Annotated in this window: 12 protein-coding genes; 7 read left to right on the top strand and 5 right to left on the bottom strand. The window is 61.2% G+C overall.

What is annotated here, in order from left to right; genetic code table 11:
- Positions 1-64: 64 nt before the first annotated feature.
- Positions 65-1360: an OprD family porin gene (locus BFQ03_RS28085; protein ID WP_065944497.1), complete on the bottom strand. Its 1296-nt coding sequence runs from the start codon at positions 1358-1360 to the stop codon at positions 65-67.
- 470 nt (positions 1361-1830) lie between these two features.
- On the opposite strand from BFQ03_RS28085, the gene BFQ03_RS28080 reads away from it, so the two are divergent.
- On the top strand, positions 1831-3918 hold the full coding sequence (locus BFQ03_RS28080; protein WP_065944496.1) for a TonB-dependent receptor: 2088 nt from the start codon (positions 1831-1833) through the stop codon (positions 3916-3918).
- Positions 3919-3976: 58 nt separating this feature from the next.
- Here BFQ03_RS28080 and BFQ03_RS28075 read toward each other — a convergent pair whose 3' ends face one another.
- The 4 genes from BFQ03_RS28075 to BFQ03_RS28060 all read right to left on the bottom strand — a co-directional run bounded on the left by BFQ03_RS28075 (position 3977) and on the right by BFQ03_RS28060 (position 9546).
- Positions 3977-4189 carry a hypothetical protein gene (locus BFQ03_RS28075; protein ID WP_065944495.1) on the bottom strand — a complete coding sequence of 71 codons (213 nt, stop codon included), beginning with the start codon at positions 4187-4189 and terminating at the stop codon, positions 3977-3979.
- 242 nt (positions 4190-4431) lie between these two features.
- Complete coding sequence (gene aguA / locus BFQ03_RS28070) at positions 4432-5538, bottom strand: agmatine deiminase (RefSeq protein WP_065944494.1); 1107 nt, start codon at positions 5536-5538, stop codon at positions 4432-4434.
- A gap of 5 nt (positions 5539-5543) precedes the next feature.
- Positions 5544-6422 carry an N-carbamoylputrescine amidase gene (aguB, locus tag BFQ03_RS28065; protein ID WP_065944493.1) on the bottom strand — a complete coding sequence of 293 codons (879 nt, stop codon included), beginning with the start codon at positions 6420-6422 and terminating at the stop codon, positions 5544-5546.
- Positions 6423-6636: 214 nt separating this feature from the next.
- Positions 6637-9546, bottom strand: a complete 2910-nt coding sequence (locus BFQ03_RS28060; RefSeq protein WP_065944492.1) for an aminotransferase — start codon at positions 9544-9546, stop codon at positions 6637-6639.
- Positions 9547-9723: 177 nt separating this feature from the next.
- On the opposite strand from BFQ03_RS28060, the gene rfbB reads away from it, so the two are divergent.
- The 6 genes from rfbB to BFQ03_RS28030 are packed head-to-tail and all read left to right on the top strand — an operon-like array spanning position 9724 to position 16321.
- The gene (gene rfbB / locus BFQ03_RS28055; protein WP_065944491.1) at positions 9724-10806 is read left to right on the top strand and encodes a dTDP-glucose 4,6-dehydratase; all 1083 of its coding nucleotides are present in this window, start codon (positions 9724-9726) and stop codon (positions 10804-10806) included.
- Positions 10803-11678, top strand: coding sequence for a glucose-1-phosphate thymidylyltransferase RfbA (gene rfbA / locus BFQ03_RS28050; protein ID WP_065944490.1), 876 nt, complete (start codon positions 10803-10805; stop codon positions 11676-11678). The genes rfbB and rfbA overlap by 4 nt, the downstream gene beginning before the upstream one ends.
- On the top strand, positions 11675-12220 hold the full coding sequence (gene rfbC / locus BFQ03_RS28045; protein ID WP_065944489.1) for a dTDP-4-dehydrorhamnose 3,5-epimerase: 546 nt from the start codon (positions 11675-11677) through the stop codon (positions 12218-12220). Before rfbA ends, rfbC begins: the two co-directional genes overlap by 4 nt.
- On the top strand, positions 12217-13098 hold the full coding sequence (gene rfbD / locus BFQ03_RS28040; RefSeq protein WP_065944488.1) for a dTDP-4-dehydrorhamnose reductase: 882 nt from the start codon (positions 12217-12219) through the stop codon (positions 13096-13098). Before rfbC ends, rfbD begins: the two co-directional genes overlap by 4 nt.
- A gap of 35 nt (positions 13099-13133) precedes the next feature.
- Complete coding sequence (locus BFQ03_RS28035; RefSeq protein ID WP_032856624.1) at positions 13134-14942, top strand: sensor histidine kinase; 1809 nt, start codon at positions 13134-13136, stop codon at positions 14940-14942.
- Entirely contained in the window at positions 14939-16321 is a 1383-nt protein-coding gene (locus BFQ03_RS28030) for a sigma-54-dependent transcriptional regulator (protein ID WP_032856599.1), read from the top strand. The genes BFQ03_RS28035 and BFQ03_RS28030 overlap by 4 nt, the downstream gene beginning before the upstream one ends.
- The last annotated feature ends 18 nt before the right edge of the window (positions 16322-16339 follow it).

Here is a 16339-nt window from a genome sequence, read left to right as displayed (position 1 = left end):
GCCATAAAAAAACCCCGACACGTCGGGGTTTTTTATGGCCTGGTATCAGGCACGACGCGCGATCTTAGAACACGTTGATCGGGTAGTCGGCGAACAGACGGATTTCGTTGCCGCCAACGTTGTAGTTGTTGGCGTTGGTCGAAACACGCAACCAGGAGGCACGGGCACGCAGGCTCAGGTCTTTAGCCGGGCCGCTCTGTACCACGTACTTGAACTGGTTGAAGATTTCACGCTCGGTGCCATCGCCACGGTTGCTACCGTCGTCGATGTTGGTGCCGCGCACGTAAGCGATGTTGTAAGTCAGGCCCGGTACGCCGAAGGTGCTGAAGTCAATGCCGTAGCCGACCTGCCAGGAGCGCTCGTCTTTAGCGTTGAAGTCAGACCAGTAGGAGTTGGCCAGCAGGATGGTGTTACCACCGTCGCCAATGCCGCTGCCCTTGGTGTTGTTACGATAGCCGCCGTACATGTAGCCGGTATCACCGGAACTGCGCTGGTGAGCCAGGGTCAGGCTGTGCGGACCGAAGGCCCAAGTGGCACCCAGGCTCCAGATTTTGTTGTCACGAGCGTCAGCATCACCCTGGGTCAGCTGGGCGAAGCTCTTGTCCAGCTTGGTCTTGTAGCCGTTGAAGTCAAACGTCAGCGACTGCTCTTGTGGCAGGGCCAGCACATAGTTGACGTTGACGTATTGCTTTTTCAGCACGTCTTCCATGTCGGATGCGTACAGCGCGGCCGACAGGCTTTCGGTGAACTTGTAGCTACCGCCCAGGTAGGCGATGTTTTTCAGGTTGCCACTGTCGGTGCCTTCGGCGCCTTTTTGGGCTTCCTTGGTGAAGTAACCACCTTGCAGCTCCAGACCTTTGATCTCTTTGGAGACGATCGAGGTACCGGTGTAGGTTTCCGACAACAGACGGGAGTTGTCGTACTGCAGGACCGGCACGGCTGGCATCTGGTCACCGTACTTCAGCACAGTGTTGGAGATACGAGCCTTGACGGCTGCGCCGCCCTTGGCCAGGTCGTGTGGTGCTGCGCCGCTGTCGCCTTGTTTGAAGAAGTTGATGCCACCAGCGCCGCTGCGACCTTTACCACCATCCAGACGAATGGCGTATTGGCCAATCACGTCCACACCCACACCGACGGTGCCTTGGGTGAAGCCGGATTCGAACTTACCGATGAAGCCCTGGCCCCATTCGGCTTTATCTTTACCGCCGTCTTTGTAATCGCGGCTGATATACGCATTACGCGCCGCGATGTTCAGGTGGCTGTCTTCCACGAAGCCCTTGGATTGCTCCTGGTCGTTTGCCATTGCCTGAGTAGCGCTCAAAATCCCCAGAGCGATCAGACCCATCCGTTGCTTCAACATTTTTTTATTCCTTATTACTGGTTGAGTACGCGCTGTGACACCTGGCTCCGTTTGGATTTTTTGGTATCGACTTTCCCCGGATAAAAAAAGGCCCGCGGACGACCGAACATGCCGCGGGCCATTTTTTTATAGAGAAGTCATGGCGGTTAGCCACAGGCGTTGAGGCGAATCCTATCCGTGCCCTGAACCACGTGTCAATTTAGTGAATCGTCTGAATTTAGGCGAAAAAAGTCTAAGCAATATTATTTGGCCACTATTTACGCGTTATAGACGCTCAGCCGACTCATAACGTGAATAAGCGCTGGCGGGTAACGCATTTTCCGATGCGACAAAAAAACCCATAAAAACACGCAGAAATATTTAGAAATATTTATTCGCGCCAACAGCACAAGAATAAATCACGCCAGCAAATGGCAAGCATTATCATTCGCGCGCAATTTTTCCCTCCCTCTTACGGATGCACCCCCTTAATGCCTGCCTCTCGCCTGACGCCCATGACCCTTGGGCTTTCTGCACTGCTGTGCGCCGGATTTGCCGGCGCCGCGACGACACTGCCCGCTACCTCCATCAGTGCAGAAGCTGACGAGGACGATCCGCGCGTCAAAAACACCAACACCGCCACGCGCACGGCCACGCCGGTGCGCTACGTACCCCAGGCGATCGACTCGGTGAAGACCGAGAACCTGCGCGCCTACGGCACCAACGATCTGGGCCAGGCCTTGAGTGGTATCCCCAACGTCAGCAGCGGCGCCGATACCCGCTTCGACAGCCTGCGTATCCGCGGCTTCGAAGCCAGCAGCGACTTCTACCTCGATGGCATCCGTGACGACAGCCAATACGTGCGCGACCTGCACAACATCGAGCGCATCGACGTGCTCAAAGGCCCAGCCGCAGTGCTGTACGGGCGTGGTGGCCAGGGCGGGATCGTCAACCGCGTCAGCAAGCTGCCCCAGGCCGGGCGTGCTTCCAGTATCGAAGCCCAGGGCGGCACAAACGGGACGCGCAGCCTGTACACCGACTTGAGCGCCGACCCGACGGACAACATCAGCCTGCGGCTGAACATGGGGAACGAGGACACCGACAGCTTGCGCGACAACATCAGCGGCAACCGTAAACTGTTCGCACCGTCGATGAGCTGGCAACTGACCCCGCAATTGAACTGGCTGGTGCAATACGAATACAGCCGCTACGACCGCACCCCGGACCGTGGCATCCCTGGTGTGCGTGGACGCCCGGCCGATGTGAGCCGCGACACCACCTACGGCGACCCGCGCGACTACATCGACGACACCACCCAATCGCTGCGCTCCAAGCTCGCCTATGAGCTCAACGACAGTTGGCAACTGCGCCACACCCTGGGCGTGTTCAAACTCGACAGTGACTTCGACAACACCTACCTGACCGGCTACGACGCCAAGACCAACACCGTCGGGCGCCAGCGCTGGCAGCAGGACCTGACGACCCGCAATGTGTTCAACAACGTCGAGCTTGAAGGCGGCTTCAACACCTTTGGCCTGGAGCATCGCCTGCTGACCGGCATTGAGCTGGGCAGCCAGCGCCGTGACCCTAAACTGTCGACCTCAACGGCCGTCAAGGACGGCGGCCAAGCGGTCCCCAGCCTGGATCTCAAGCACCCCAATCGCCATCTGAGCCATACCGGGCCGATGTTTGTTTCCAGCAATAACCACACCGAAGTCGAAAGCCAGGGCCTGTACGTGCAGGACCAACTGCGCCTGAACGACCAATGGCAAGTGCTCGCCGGCCTGCGCTACGACCGCTTCGAAGTGGACACCACCAGCAAGGTCACCAACGCTCGGCGAAAGGTCGACAGCCACAACACCAGCCCACGGCTGGGCGTGGTGTGGACGCCGGTGGAGAACCACTCGTTCTATGCATCGTGGAGCAAGACGTTTTCCCCCACCGGTGGCGGCCTGATCGGCATCACCCCGAATGCGGCCGGCAATGCCAACGACCTGAGCCCCGAGCTGACCAAACAAAAGGAAATCGGAGTCAAGAGCGACTGGCTCGACGACCGCCTGAGCACCACCCTCGCCGTCTATGAACTGGAGCTGTACAACCGCCGCACCCGCGACCCGGAGAACCCGCTCGTCACCCTGCTCAGCGGCGAGCAACGCTCCCGAGGGATCGAGCTGACCACCACCGGCAAAATCGTCGGCAACTGGTATGTACGCGGCGGCGTCGGTGTGCAGGATGCCAAGGTCGTCAAAGACAACAACGGCTTTGAAGGCAAACGCATCAGCGACGTGGCCAAGCGCAACGCCAGTCTGTTCGTCACCTGGAAACCGGAAATGGGCTGGTACGCCGAAACCGGCCTGACCCTGGTGGGCGAGCGTTATGCCGACAACGCCAACACCGTTGTATTGCCGGGCTATGGCCGCTGGGACGCCCTGGCCGGGTTCCGGCACAAGGAATGGGATGTGAAAGCAGCACTGAACAACATCAGCGACAAGACGTACTACGCGTCGGCGACCAGCGCCAACCAGATCCAGTTCGGTGACCCGCGTAGCCTGGTGGTCACTGGGACCTATAACTTCTAAGCCACATGCGGTTCATGTGGGAGCGAGCTTGCTCCCACATTTGGATAGTCAGTGCCCGTCAGTTCTGTATCAACTCGCACAACACCTGCATTTCATCCTCGCTGAACAACCCCGCTGGATAACGCTCACTCATCACCCGCCGCGGGTCAGCCTGCCTGATCCGGCGCGAGCCGTTGGCCTTCAACCAGAGTGCCAGCGCGTGAATCGCGTCGCCCCGTACTGCCAGGGGATGGGGCGCGCGTTTATAGACCAGGTTGATATCGGCGTTCATTTCAGCGCTCTCTCCTACTGCTTGAGCGGCTAACTTACTCAAGGTTTATGACAGAACTGCGCAGTCACAAACCCCGATCACTGTCACAGCGCCGATACAGAGCTGTGCCAATAAGCCCGGGTTATCGGACGCCAGGCACAAAAAAGCCCACGGCCCTGATGGGCCATGGGCTTGCTGTTACTGCCAAGTGCACTGGCTGGCAAGCAGCCGCTTTCCCGGGAAATCGGCTGTTACAACTGCACTCAGATTTTGTGCGGTGCGGGCTGTTGTTGGGTCAGGCAATGGATATTGCCGCCGCCCAGTAACAGTTCACGACCTGGCACCATCACCACTTCATGTTGCGGGAACAGACCCTGGAGGATTTCCCGGGCGCGTTCATCCAGCGGGTCATCAAAGCTCGGCGCGACGATGCCGCCGTTGACGATCAGGAAGTTGACGTAGGAGGCGGCCAACCGCACGGTCGGATTACGCTCCTGGGAACCGTCCACCGGGTCAACCCCGGCGCACTCTTCCTCGGTCGCATACAACGGCCCCGGAATCGGCATTTTATGCACGATAAACGCGCGCCCCTTGGCGTCAGTGCTGTTTTGCAGCACGTCCATGGCGGCATGGCAGCGCACATAGTTCGGGTCTTGCGAGTCATCGGTCCAGGCCAGCAACACTTCACCCGGACGCACGTAGCAGCAGAAGTTATCCACATGGCCGTCGGTTTCGTCGTTGAACAGACCGTCGGGCAGCCAGATGATCTTATCCACCGCCAGGTTGGCGCTGAGTACCGCTTCGATTTGCCCACGATCCAGATGCGGGTTGCGATTGCGGTTGAGCAGACATTCCTCGGTGGTGATCAGCGTGCCTTCACCGTCGACGTGAATCGAACCACCTTCGAGCACAAACCCCTCGGTGCGATAACGCGGGCTGCGCTCGATCTCAAGGATCTTGCCGCCCACCTGGGAGTCGCGGTTCCACGGCGCATACAAGCCACCGTCAAACCCGCCCCAGGCATTGAAGTCCCAGTTCACGCCACGGACTTCACCCTGGTCATTGATCACGAAGGTCGGCCCGCTGTCGCGTACCCACGCGTCGTCGCTGGACATCTCCACCACGCGAATATTCGGCACATCCAGGCGCGCCCGGGCGTTTTCGTACTGGCCGGCCGACACCGCGACCGTCACCGGCTCAAAGCGCGCAATGGCCTTGGCCACCGCCACATGGGCCGCCTGCGCTGGCTTGCCGCCCAGGCGCCAGTTGTCCGGGCGCTCGGGCCAGATCATCCAGGCCTGGGTCTGGGGTGCCCACTCGGCTGGCATATGGAAGCCGTCAGCGCGAGGCGTGCTGTGCAAAGTGGTCATGGCGATCAGGACTCCAGGGAACCGTCGAGGGTCTTGAGTGCGCCGTACAGGTTCGGCCGACGATCACGGAACGAGCCCCACGCGCTGCGGATGTGTTCAAGCTCATCGAGGTCGAAGCTGTGCACCAGGATGCCTTCTTCGGTTTCGTTGAGCTCTTGGACTTTTTCGCCGAACTGGTTGGCAATGAACGACGAGCCGTAGAAGTCGATGTCGTAGCCGTCCTGCTCTTCGTTGCCGATACGGTTGCTGGCGATCAGCGGCATCAGGTTGGCGCCGGCATGACCTTGCTGCACGCGCTGCCAGTGGTCACGGGAGGAAATGCTCTTGTCGTGTGGCTCGCTGCCGATGGCGGTCGGGTAGAACAGGATTTCTGCGCCTTGCAGCGCCATGCTGCGGGCACATTCCGGGAACCACTGGTCCCAGCAGATGCCCACGCCGATTTTCGCGTAGCGGGTGTTCCACACTTTGAAGCCGGTATCGCCCGGGTTGAAGTAGTACTTTTCGTGGTAGCCAGGGCCATCCGGGATGTGGCTTTTACGATAAATCCCGAGGTTGGAGCCATCGGCATCAATGATCGCGATGCTGTTGAAGCGCGCACGGCCGGCCAGCTCGAAGAAGCTGATCGGCAGGACCACTTGCAGTTCCTTGGCGATTTTCTGGAAGTGCTTGATGGCCACGTTGTCGGCCACCGAGGTCGCCAGTTGCAGGTAGTCCGGGTTCGGCTTCTGGCAGAAGTACGGGCTCTCGAACAGTTCCTGGATCAGGATGATCTGCGCGCCTTTGGCGGCGGCCTCACGGACCAGCTTTTCAGCGGTCTCGATGTTGGCTTCAAGATCCCAGGAACAAGCCATCTGGGTAGCGGCGACGGTAACGATACGGCTCATGAATCATCTCCTGGGCGGTGGTCAGCGGCCAGGATAACCATGGCCGATGACAGAAAGGGGAATGCTGGACGACTTTATAACGGATAAAAATCGGCTTTTAAAGCTGACCGATCTCCATCTATCGAAAAAATACAAAATATTCCCGATAACAATCGAATTTAAAATTGAAATCCAATCAACAGTGTTGATCTCATTTCAAGTCATTGAAAGGGGTCTACAGCCCTTCATCCAACACCTTCGACAGCATGTCGACAAAGAAATCCACACTGCGTCTGGACGTCACCATCGGCGGTTTGATCTTGAGGATGTTCAGGTAGTCCCCCGTCGGCTGCATGAAAATCCCCAGCTCGCGCAGGCGATCACACAACTTCGCGGTCTCTTGCGTCGCTGGCTCCAGGGTCTGCCGATCCCGCACCAGCTCCAACCCCAGATAGAAACCCGAGCCATGCACCGCCCCCACCAGCGGATGCCGTGCGATCAACGCCTCCAGCCGCACCTTGAAATGCCCGCCGACCACTTGGGCGTTTTCCCAGAGTTTTTCCTCATCCATCACGTCCAGCACCGCCATGCCAATCCGGCAACTGACTGGACTGCCGCCCGAAGACGAGAAGAAGTAGCCCTCAGCCTCCAGCGCTTCGGCGATTTCCCGGCGGGTGATCACCGCGCCCAGAGGCTGGCCGTTGCCCATGCCCTTGGCCATGGTGATGATGTCCGGCACCACGCCCTGCTCTTCAAAACCCCAGAAGAAATGCCCCATGCGGCCATAGCCGACCTGCACTTCATCGGCGATACATACCCCACCCCGGGCGCGAACCAGGGCATACACCTGCTGCAAATAGCCTGGCGGCAGGGAGATACCGCCCGCATTGCCATACACCGGCTCGCAGATAAAACCCGCCAGTTGGCGCTTGCTGGCGGCGATCTTCGCCAGGTTGTGCTCGACGCTGCGCACATAATCCGGTGCACTGTGCGGGCCGCGGAATTCGCCTCGATAAGTGTTGGGCGCGGTCACGGGATGCACCCAGTCCGGCCGGCTGCTCAAGGCCTGGGGGTTGTCGGCGATCGAGGTGGACACCGCATCCGCCGCCACCGACCAGCCGTGATAGGCCTCCAGCACGCTGAGCATGTCGCGCCCGCCGCTGTAGGCCCAGGCCAGGCGGATCGCCAGGTCGTTGGCTTCGGTACCACTGTTGACCAGGAATACGCGGTCCATGGAATCCGGCGCCAGCGCCAGCAGCCGCTCGGAAAACTCGGCAATCGCGGCGTAATGAAAACGCGAGTTGGTGTTGAGCAACGACCACTGCCGTGCTGCCACCTGTGCCATGCGCGGATGGCCGTGGCCCAGCACCGCGACATTGTTGAGCATGTCCAGATAGGAACGGCCCTGCATATCGATCAGATGATTGCGCCAGCCGCGCTCGATGCGCGGCGGGTCAACGTAATAGTGCTTTTGCGAGCGGGCGAAGCTGGCATCGCGCCGGGCCAGCAAGGCGTCTGGATCCAGCTCCGGCTCAGCGTCACAGGCAAGGCCCAGCAACGTCGCCGGGGACGGGCACAGCGCCTGCCAGGCCGCAGCGCGCGATGGCGTGCAGAACAACGGCGGCTCAAGATCGACGCGGCACAACTGCACCCGTAATGGCCCGCCAGCCTCACCCAGGACCTGGCCCTTGAGCACCGCTGCACCGGGTTGCAACGCGGGTTTCACCCCCCAGAGTCGTACATTCAGTTCCGCGCTGTGCACACATAAGCCGCCATCGGTCGTGCTGCGCAGGGTGCCGGCAAACGGTGCTTGTACGGCAGTGCCTTGGGGCGCATGCAGTTCGACGTGCAGCGCGAAGGTCTCGGGTTCGGTCGCGCAGTCAGGCAGCGTGCGGGACAGCCGATATTGACCATAACGGCTGGCCGCCAGGCCATGGACCGCTGCCGCTTGCTGTAATAGATGTTGGTCGATGCCGGGGGTTTCCCAGTTTCCCGCCTCGAAATGCGGACTGAGCACGCCCAGGTCGATCAGTGCGAATTCGCGCCCCACCAGGCTCGGTAGCAGCGGGGCAAACCCTTCGCTGGCCAGCGGCGCCAGGCTTGTACCGACGCACGCCAGGATCGCCGCTTCCATCAGTTCGAAGGGTACCGAGAGGGCAACCTGGAATATTTCCCACTCGTGCTCGGCATTCTTCAACAGGTAGGTGTTATCCGGGTCCAGGCGCTGTTGCTGTTCACTGCTCAACACCAGGACCGCCGCGCGGGCCACAATCAGCGGCCACAACGCCTGCAACTCTTGCGGTTGCAACGGAGTCAGCGCGTGATAGGCCTGGATCGCCGGCAGGATCGCAAACGGGTCACCTTCGGCGTGGTGCAGTAGCGCGGCGCAAGTCACCGACATATCAGCAATCCGCCAGGTGTGCACCAAGTCACCGAAATCGATAACGCCCTGCACCTGCCAATGCTGCTGGGTATCGCGCTGCCACATCACATTGTCATCGGTGATGTCCATGTGCGCGGCCTGCCAGGGCAATTGATCCGCCAAGGGGCGCAGGTGCTGCTCGACCTGTACCGCGACCCGCTCCAGGGCCGCGCGCTGGGGCACGTTGTCGAGTGTCGACAATAAATGCCTGATCAGCTCCAGCGCGTGGCGCGGGTCCCATTGCAGGGTGCGCGCAAGCCCCGCATGGGTGAAGCCAGCCAATGCCTGGCTCATCTGCCCGCATAGCCGGCCGAAACCTTCGATCACCCCACGATCCAGGTGCGGCAGGTGGGTCAGCGGCTGGCCGTCGATATAGTCCAGCAGCCGCAGATGCACGGCCTGCCCGGCAACCGTCAGACTCAACAGTTGTTCGCCGGCGAGGGTGCTGATGACCTTGGGCACTCGGACGCTGGCGTGTGCCTGCAAGTGCGCCAGGGCCGCATGCTGGGCGTGCAACTCGATGGCCGCGTACTCGCCACGGCAGATTTTCAGGACGAAGCGCCCACGATCACTGTCGACCCGGTAATTGAGATCTTGCTGGCTGCCCAGGGACTGCAGCGTGCCACCGAGGCCGTAATGCTGCTCAAGCAACTGCAAGGCTTGCCCAGGTCCGACCTGTGGGCACGGCAAACTGGCGCGGTGGATCAATGTATCGAGCAACATCTGACAGCCCCTGGTTTTTTATCTGGCGCTTATATCGCCATTGTTTACGGGGGTTGCGCAACCCCCTGGGCGACAGCCAAGCCAGCAATCTGACCACGCGCCCTTGCACCGGCCTGCGCCACAACACAAGCTATGCTCCATTCGCTTTATGTCTGTCTAAGGAAAAGGGCTTCTGACATGCGCATTCTCATTACCGGCGGTGCAGGATTTATCGGTTCCGCTCTGATCCGGCACTTGATTCAACACACCGGGCATGAAGTGCTCAACCTCGACAAACTGACCTATGCCGGTAATCTTGAGTCGCTGACCAGCATCGCAACCAACACCCGTTATGAGTTCGTCCAGGCCGATATCATCGACCAGGCCACCGTCAGCGCAGTGCTGGCACGCTTCCAGCCCCAGGCCATCATGCACCTGGCGGCCGAGTCCCATGTCGACCGCTCCATCGATGGCCCGTCGGATTTTATCCAGACCAACATCGTCGGCACCTACAGCCTGCTTGAAGCCACTCGCGCCTACTGGCAACAGTTGGCAGAGCCGGCCAAGAGCGCCTTCCGTTTCCATCACATTTCCACCGACGAAGTGTATGGCGACTTGCATGGTGTAGATGACCTGTTCACCGAAACCACGCCTTACGCGCCAAGCTCGCCTTACTCCGCCAGCAAGGCGGCGTCCGACCACCTGGTCCGTGCCTGGCAGCGCACCTACGGCTTGCCGGTGCTGCTGACCAACTGCTCGAACAACTACGGGCCGTTCCACTTCCCCGAGAAACTCATCCCGCTGGTGATCCTCAATGCCCTGGCAGGCAAAGCCCTGCCGGTGTACGGCGACGGCCTGCAAGTGCGCGACTGGTTGTTTGTCGAAGACCACGCTCGTGCGCTGCTCAAAGTGGTCACCGAAGGTGTGGTGGGCGAGACCTACAACATCGGCGGGCACAACGAGCAGAAGAACATCGACGTGGTGCGTGGCATCTGCGCACTGCTCGAAGAGCTGGCGCCACAGCGCCCGGCCGGCGTTGCCCAGTTCAGCGACCTGATCACTTTCGTCAAGGATCGTCCAGGCCACGACCAGCGCTACGCTATCGATGCCAGCAAGATCGAGCGCGAATTGGGTTGGGTTCCTGAAGAAACCTTCAAAACCGGCCTGCGCAAGACCGTTCAGTGGTATCTGGATAACCTGGAGTGGTGCCGCAGGGTCCAGGACGGCAGCTATCAAGGACAACGACTGGGCAACACCGACCTAAAGGATCTGATCGCATGATGAAGGGAATTGTATTGGCCGGCGGCTCTGGTACACGCCTGCACCCCATTACCCTGGGCGTGTCCAAGCAGTTGTTGCCAGTCTATGACAAACCGATGATCTACTACCCGATCTCGGTGCTGATGCTGGCTGGGATCAAGGAAATCCTGGTGATCTCGACCCCCGCGGACCTGCCGCAATACCGCAATCTGCTGGGAGACGGCAGCCAGTTCGGGGTCACCTTCAGCTATGCCGAACAGCCCAGCCCTGACGGCCTGGCCCAGGCGTTCCTGATTGGTGAAGCGTTTATCGGCAATGATCCCGTGTGCCTGATTCTGGGCGACAACATCTTCCACGGCCAGAGCTTCAGCCAACAATTGCACAGCGCCGTCAAGCGCGGCAAAGGCGCCACGGTATTCGGCTACTGGGTCAAAGACCCGGAGCGCTTTGGCGTGATCGATTTCGATAGCGAAGGCCGCGCGCTGTCTATCGAAGAAAAGCCACTCAAACCCAAATCCAGCTATGCCGTAACGGGCCTGTACTTCTACGACAACGACGTGATCCAGATTGCCAAATCGATCAAGCCATCACCACGCGGCGAACTGGAGATCACCGACGTCAACAACGCCTACCTGCAACGAGGCGACCTTCAGGTTGAGCGCTTCGGTCGCGGCTTCGCCTGGCTCGACACCGGTACCCACGACAGCCTGCTGGAAGCCTCGCAATATGTACAAACCATCGAGCACCGCCAGGGTTTGAAAGTGGCGTGCCTGGAAGAAATCGCCTACCAGAGCGGCTGGATCGACCGCGAGCATTTGCTCGCACGGGCGACGTATTTTGGCAAAACCGGCTATGGACAGTACCTGTTTGCCCTGGCGGGAGAGCCCCGGTGAATATCGTCGAAACCACCTTGCCCGGCGTATTGATCATCGAACCCAAGGTGTTTGGTGATGAACGCGGTTTTTTCTACGAGAGTTTCAACGCCCGCGCATTTGCAGAGGCGACTGGCCTTACGCGCAATTTTGTCCAGGACAACCATTCCCGCTCACAGAAAGGCGTGTTGCGCGGCCTGCATTACCAGTTGGAACACACCCAGGGCAAACTGGTGCGCGTCAGCGCAGGTGAAGTGTTGGACGTGGCGGTCGACATCCGCCGCAATTCACCGAATTTCGGCCAATGGGTGGGCGTGCGCCTGTCCGCGCAGAATCATCGTCAACTGTGGGTACCCGAAGGGTTCGCCCATGGCTTCGTGGTGTTGAGCGACTTCGCCGAGTTTCTCTACAAAACCACCGACTATTACCAGCCAAGTGCCGAGCGCTGCATTGTGTGGAATGACCCAACACTGGCCATTGACTGGCAACTGACCGAGCCGCCACAACTGTCTGCCAAGGATCAGCACGGCAAGCCCCTGCTGGAAGCCGACCTATTCCCATGAGCAGCGCCTTGAAAATCCTCATCACCGGCCAACACGGCCAGGTTTCCCGCGAGCTGCAACAGCGGCTCCAGGGCCTGGGGGAGTTAGTCGTGCTCGGTCGCGACCAGCTCGACCTGGCCAACCCCGAGCAGATCCGCCAACAGGTACGCAGCCATCGCCCCGGGTTGATCATCAACGCGGCGGCGCATACCGCTGTCGATCAGGCCGAGAACGAGCCCGATGTGGCCTTCGCGATCAATGCCACGGCGCCCGGTATCCTGGCCGAAGAAGCCAAGGCCTTGGGCACCCCGCTGATCCACTACTCCACCGACTACGTGTTCGACGGCAGCAAGCCTGCGCCCTACACCGAAGACGATGCTCCCAACCCGTTGGGTGTCTACGGCGCGAGCAAACTGGCGGGCGAACAGGCCATCGCGGCAGTGGGTGGTCAGTACCTGATCCTGCGCACCAGTTGGGTGTATTCGAGCCACGGCAAGAATTTCCTGCTGACCATGCAGCGTCTGCTCCAGGAAAAACCTCACATGCGTATCGTCGCCGACCAGATTGGCGCGCCGACCTGGGCCGGGACCATCGCCAACAGCACCCGCGCCCTGATCGAGCGCTGGCAGGCTGGCCAGGCCGGGGACTGGGGCGTGTATCACCTGACAGCCCAGGGCGAAACCTCATGGTTCGGCTTTGCCCAGGCCATCGGCGAGCAACTGCTGGCCGAAGGCAAGGCATGCGCCGCGCTGGAAGGGATTCGCGCCAGTGAGTACCCAACGCCCGCCAAACGCCCGTTGAACTCGCGCCTCGATTGCAGCCGCCTGCAACAACACTGGCACGTTAGCCAACCGCAGTGGCGCGAAGCATTGCGCGAGTGTCTTGCACAGCAGCACTAGGCATAATGCGCCTGTACCCACAGGCGCAGACTTACATGACTCCACCCCTTCCACGCAGACCCCGCTGGCGCAGCCTGGCCTTGCTGGCATTGTGCCTGGCGCCACTGCTGTGGCCGCTGGAGCATCTGGCCGAGCGTTACTACCGCAGCGAGCTGGCCGGGCAGAACCGCCAGACCCTCGACCTGTACGTCGCCAACCTGCTGGGTACCCTGCACCGCTACGAAGTGTTGCCGCAAATCCTCGGCGACCTGCCGGCCCTGCGCACCGCCCTGGCAGCGCCCCACGTCAGTACCAACCTGGTCGCCGCCAACCAATTGCTCAAGCAGGTAGCGGCCCAGGCGGGCGTGGAAGTGATGTACCTGATGGACACTCGCGGCAAGACCCTGGCCGCCTCGAACTGGGACAAACAAGACAGCTTCGTCGGCCGCAACTTTTCTTTTCGGCCTTACTTCAGTGAGGCCATGGCCGGGCGCCTGGGTCGTTTCTTCGGCCTGGGGACCACTTCGGCCAAGCGCGGGTATTTCTTCGCCGCCGCAGTCCGCGAAGACGAGCATGTGATCGGCGTGCTGGTGGTCAAGGTCGACCTGGACCACACCGAAAGCCTCTGGGGCCAGACCCCCGAGCAATTGCTGGTCACCGACCACAATGGCGTGGTGATCCTGACCTCACGCCCACAATGGCGTTTTCGCACCACCCGGCCACTGACCGAGGCCGAGCGCCAGGCCATCATCGCGATCCAGCCCTACCCGACCCGCGATCCGCAGCCCCTGAATTTCAGCTCCAGCGCCTGGCTGCGCCAATCCACCGAAATCGCCGAAACCGGCTGGAATGTGGAAATCCTCGCTCCGCGCACCTTGATCGATCGCCCTGTACGCACGGTAGTCGCGGTCGGCGGCGCGACCTTGCTAGTGCTGATGCTGCTGCTGGGCCTGATGATGCAGCGCAGGCGTCATTACCTGGAACGCATTGCCTTTGAAGCCAAGGCCCGGCGCGAGCTGGAAATGCGCGTGGCTGAACGGACCAGCGACCTCGAAGGCCTCAACCGCCGCCTGCGCCAGGAAGTGCTGGAGCGCGAAAATGCCCAGCAGGAACTGGTGCGCGCCCAGGACGATCTGGTGCAGGCCGGCAAACTGTCGGCGCTGGGCACCATGTCGGCCAGTATCAGCCATGAACTCAACCAACCCCTGGCGGCCATCCGCAGTTACGCGGAAAACGCCGAGATTCTCCTCGACCACCAGCGCACCGACGATGCCCGGGGCAATCTCAAGCTGATCAGCGAACTGACCGGGCGCATGGCCTCGATCATCGCGCATTTGCGCGCGTTTGCCCGCCGCGACCGCCATGCCCCGGAAAGCGTGGCCCTGCAGCCGGCCCTGGACGATGCACTGGCGTTGCTGGCCAAGCGCCGGCGCTCCATGGAAGTGGAGCTGATCCGCGACTTGCCAGAGGCATCCTTGTGGGTAGAAGCCGGGGAAACCCGCTTGCGCCAAGTGCTGGGCAACCTGCTGGCCAATGCCCTGGACGCCCTGACCGAAAAAGGTCCGCCGCGCAAACTGTGGCTGAGTGCCGAATCCACCGAACAGGGCGTCAACCTGTACATCCGCGACAACGGGCCGGGGTTCTGCATGGAGGCCCTGGGCCGCGCCGGCGAACCCTTCTACACCACCAAGACCCGCACTCAGGGCCTGGGGTTGGGCCTGGCCATCTGTGACACCCTGATGCGTGCCTTTGGTGGTGAACTGTTGTTCGCCAACCACAAGGAAGGCGGCGCACTGATAACCTTGAAACTGCGCGCCGGAGCACCCGGCGTCAGTCTGCAACCGTCCGAGGACCGCAGTGTATGAGTATCGATAACCAGATTCAGGTGGTGTTGATCGACGATGATCCACACCTGCGTCAGGCCCTGTGCCAGACCCTGGACCTGGCCGGGCTGAAAGTCCTGCCCCTTGGCGAAGCCACCGGCCTTACGGCGCAGCTGTCGCGCGACTGGCCGGGGGTGGTGGTCAGCGACATTCGCATGCCCGGCATGGACGGCCTGGAGCTGCTCGCCGAACTCCACGGCCAGGATCCGGAGTTGCCGGTGCTGCTGATCACCGGCCACGGCGATGTGCCACTGGCGGTGCAGGCGATGCGCGCCGGCGCCTATGATTTCCTCGAAAAACCCTTTGCCAGCGACGCCCTGCTCGACAGCGTACGCCGCGCCCTGGCCCTGCGCCGACTGGTGCTGGACAACCGCAGCCTGCGCCTGGCCCTGAGCGATCGCCAGCAACTGAGCACGCGCCTGGTGGGCCAATCGGCGCCAATGCTGCGCCTGCGCGAGCAGATAGGTGCGCTGGCGGCGACCCGCGCCGATGTGCTGATCCTCGGTGAAACCGGGGCCGGCAAGGAAGTGGTGGCGCGCGCCCTGCACGACCTGTCGAACCGCCGCACCGGGCCCTTCGTTGCCATCAACGCCGGGGCGCTGGCTGAGTCCGTGGTGGAAAGCGAACTGTTCGGCCATGAACCGGGAGCATTTACCGGGGCGCAGAAGCGGCGGATCGGCAAGTTCGAATTTGCCAACGGCGGGACCTTGTTCCTCGATGAAATCGAGAGCATGAGCCTGGATGTGCAGGTCAAGTTGCTGCGCCTGTTGCAGGAGCGTGTGGTCGAGCGCCTGGGGGGTAATCAGCAGATCCCGCTGGATATCCGCATCATCGCCGCCACCAAGGAAGACCTGCGCCAGTCCGCCGACCAGGGCCGCTTTCGTGCGGACTTGTACTACCGCCTGAATGTCGCGCCACTGCGCATTCCACCCCTGCGTGAGCGTGGCGAAGATGCCTTGATGCTGTTCCAGCACTTCGCCGACGAGGCCAGCAGCCGCCACGGCCTGCCGCTGCATGAGTTGCAACCCGGCCAACGGGCAATGCTGCTGCGCCATAACTGGCCCGGCAACGTGCGCGAACTGCAAAACGTCGCCGAACGCTTCGCCCTTGGCCTGGAATTGGCCCTGGACAGCGCACCGGACGGGCCGGCGCCCGGTGTGCCGATGTCTACCGGAGGCTTGAGTGAGCAAGTCGAACACTTTGAAAAAGCCTTGATCGCCGCCGAACTCGGTCGCCCTCACAGCTCCATGCGCAGCCTGGCCGAAGCCCTCGGGGTGCCGCGCAAAACCCTGCATGACAAGCTGCGCAAGCATGGGCTGAACTTTGCCGACAGCGGTAACCAGCACGCCGATGACGAATGACCTTTCCCACCCGCCAAG

The organism is Pseudomonas sp. 25 R 14 (genome assembly GCF_900004755.1).
Classification (GTDB): domain Bacteria; phylum Pseudomonadota; class Gammaproteobacteria; order Pseudomonadales; family Pseudomonadaceae; genus Aquipseudomonas; species Aquipseudomonas brenneri.
Note: the sequence above shows the minus strand (reverse complement) of the source record. Positions and strands in the feature narration are given on the sequence as shown.

What these genes read in the sequence shown, in the direction of transcription:
- BFQ03_RS28080 (WP_065944496.1), top strand. Translation starts at nt 1,831, where the DNA reads ATGCCTGCCTCTCGCCTGACGCCCATGACCCTTGGGCTTTCTGCACTG.
- rfbD (WP_065944488.1), top strand. Translation starts at nt 12,217, where the DNA reads ATGAGCAGCGCCTTGAAAATCCTCATCACCGGCCAACACGGCCAGGTT.
- rfbB (WP_065944491.1), top strand. Translation starts at nt 9,724, where the DNA reads ATGCGCATTCTCATTACCGGCGGTGCAGGATTTATCGGTTCCGCTCTG.
- BFQ03_RS28035 (WP_032856624.1), top strand. Translation starts at nt 13,134, where the DNA reads ATGACTCCACCCCTTCCACGCAGACCCCGCTGGCGCAGCCTGGCCTTG.
- BFQ03_RS28030 (WP_032856599.1), top strand. Translation starts at nt 14,939, where the DNA reads ATGAGTATCGATAACCAGATTCAGGTGGTGTTGATCGACGATGATCCA.
- BFQ03_RS28075 (WP_065944495.1), bottom strand. Translation starts at nt 4,189, where the DNA reads ATGAACGCCGATATCAACCTGGTCTATAAACGCGCGCCCCATCCCCTG.
- BFQ03_RS28060 (WP_065944492.1), bottom strand. Translation starts at nt 9,546, where the DNA reads ATGTTGCTCGATACATTGATCCACCGCGCCAGTTTGCCGTGCCCACAG.
- rfbA (WP_065944490.1), top strand. Translation starts at nt 10,803, where the DNA reads ATGATGAAGGGAATTGTATTGGCCGGCGGCTCTGGTACACGCCTGCAC.
- aguB (WP_065944493.1), bottom strand. Translation starts at nt 6,422, where the DNA reads ATGAGCCGTATCGTTACCGTCGCCGCTACCCAGATGGCTTGTTCCTGG.
- aguA (WP_065944494.1), bottom strand. Translation starts at nt 5,538, where the DNA reads ATGACCACTTTGCACAGCACGCCTCGCGCTGACGGCTTCCATATGCCA.
- BFQ03_RS28085 (WP_065944497.1), bottom strand. Translation starts at nt 1,360, where the DNA reads ATGTTGAAGCAACGGATGGGTCTGATCGCTCTGGGGATTTTGAGCGCT.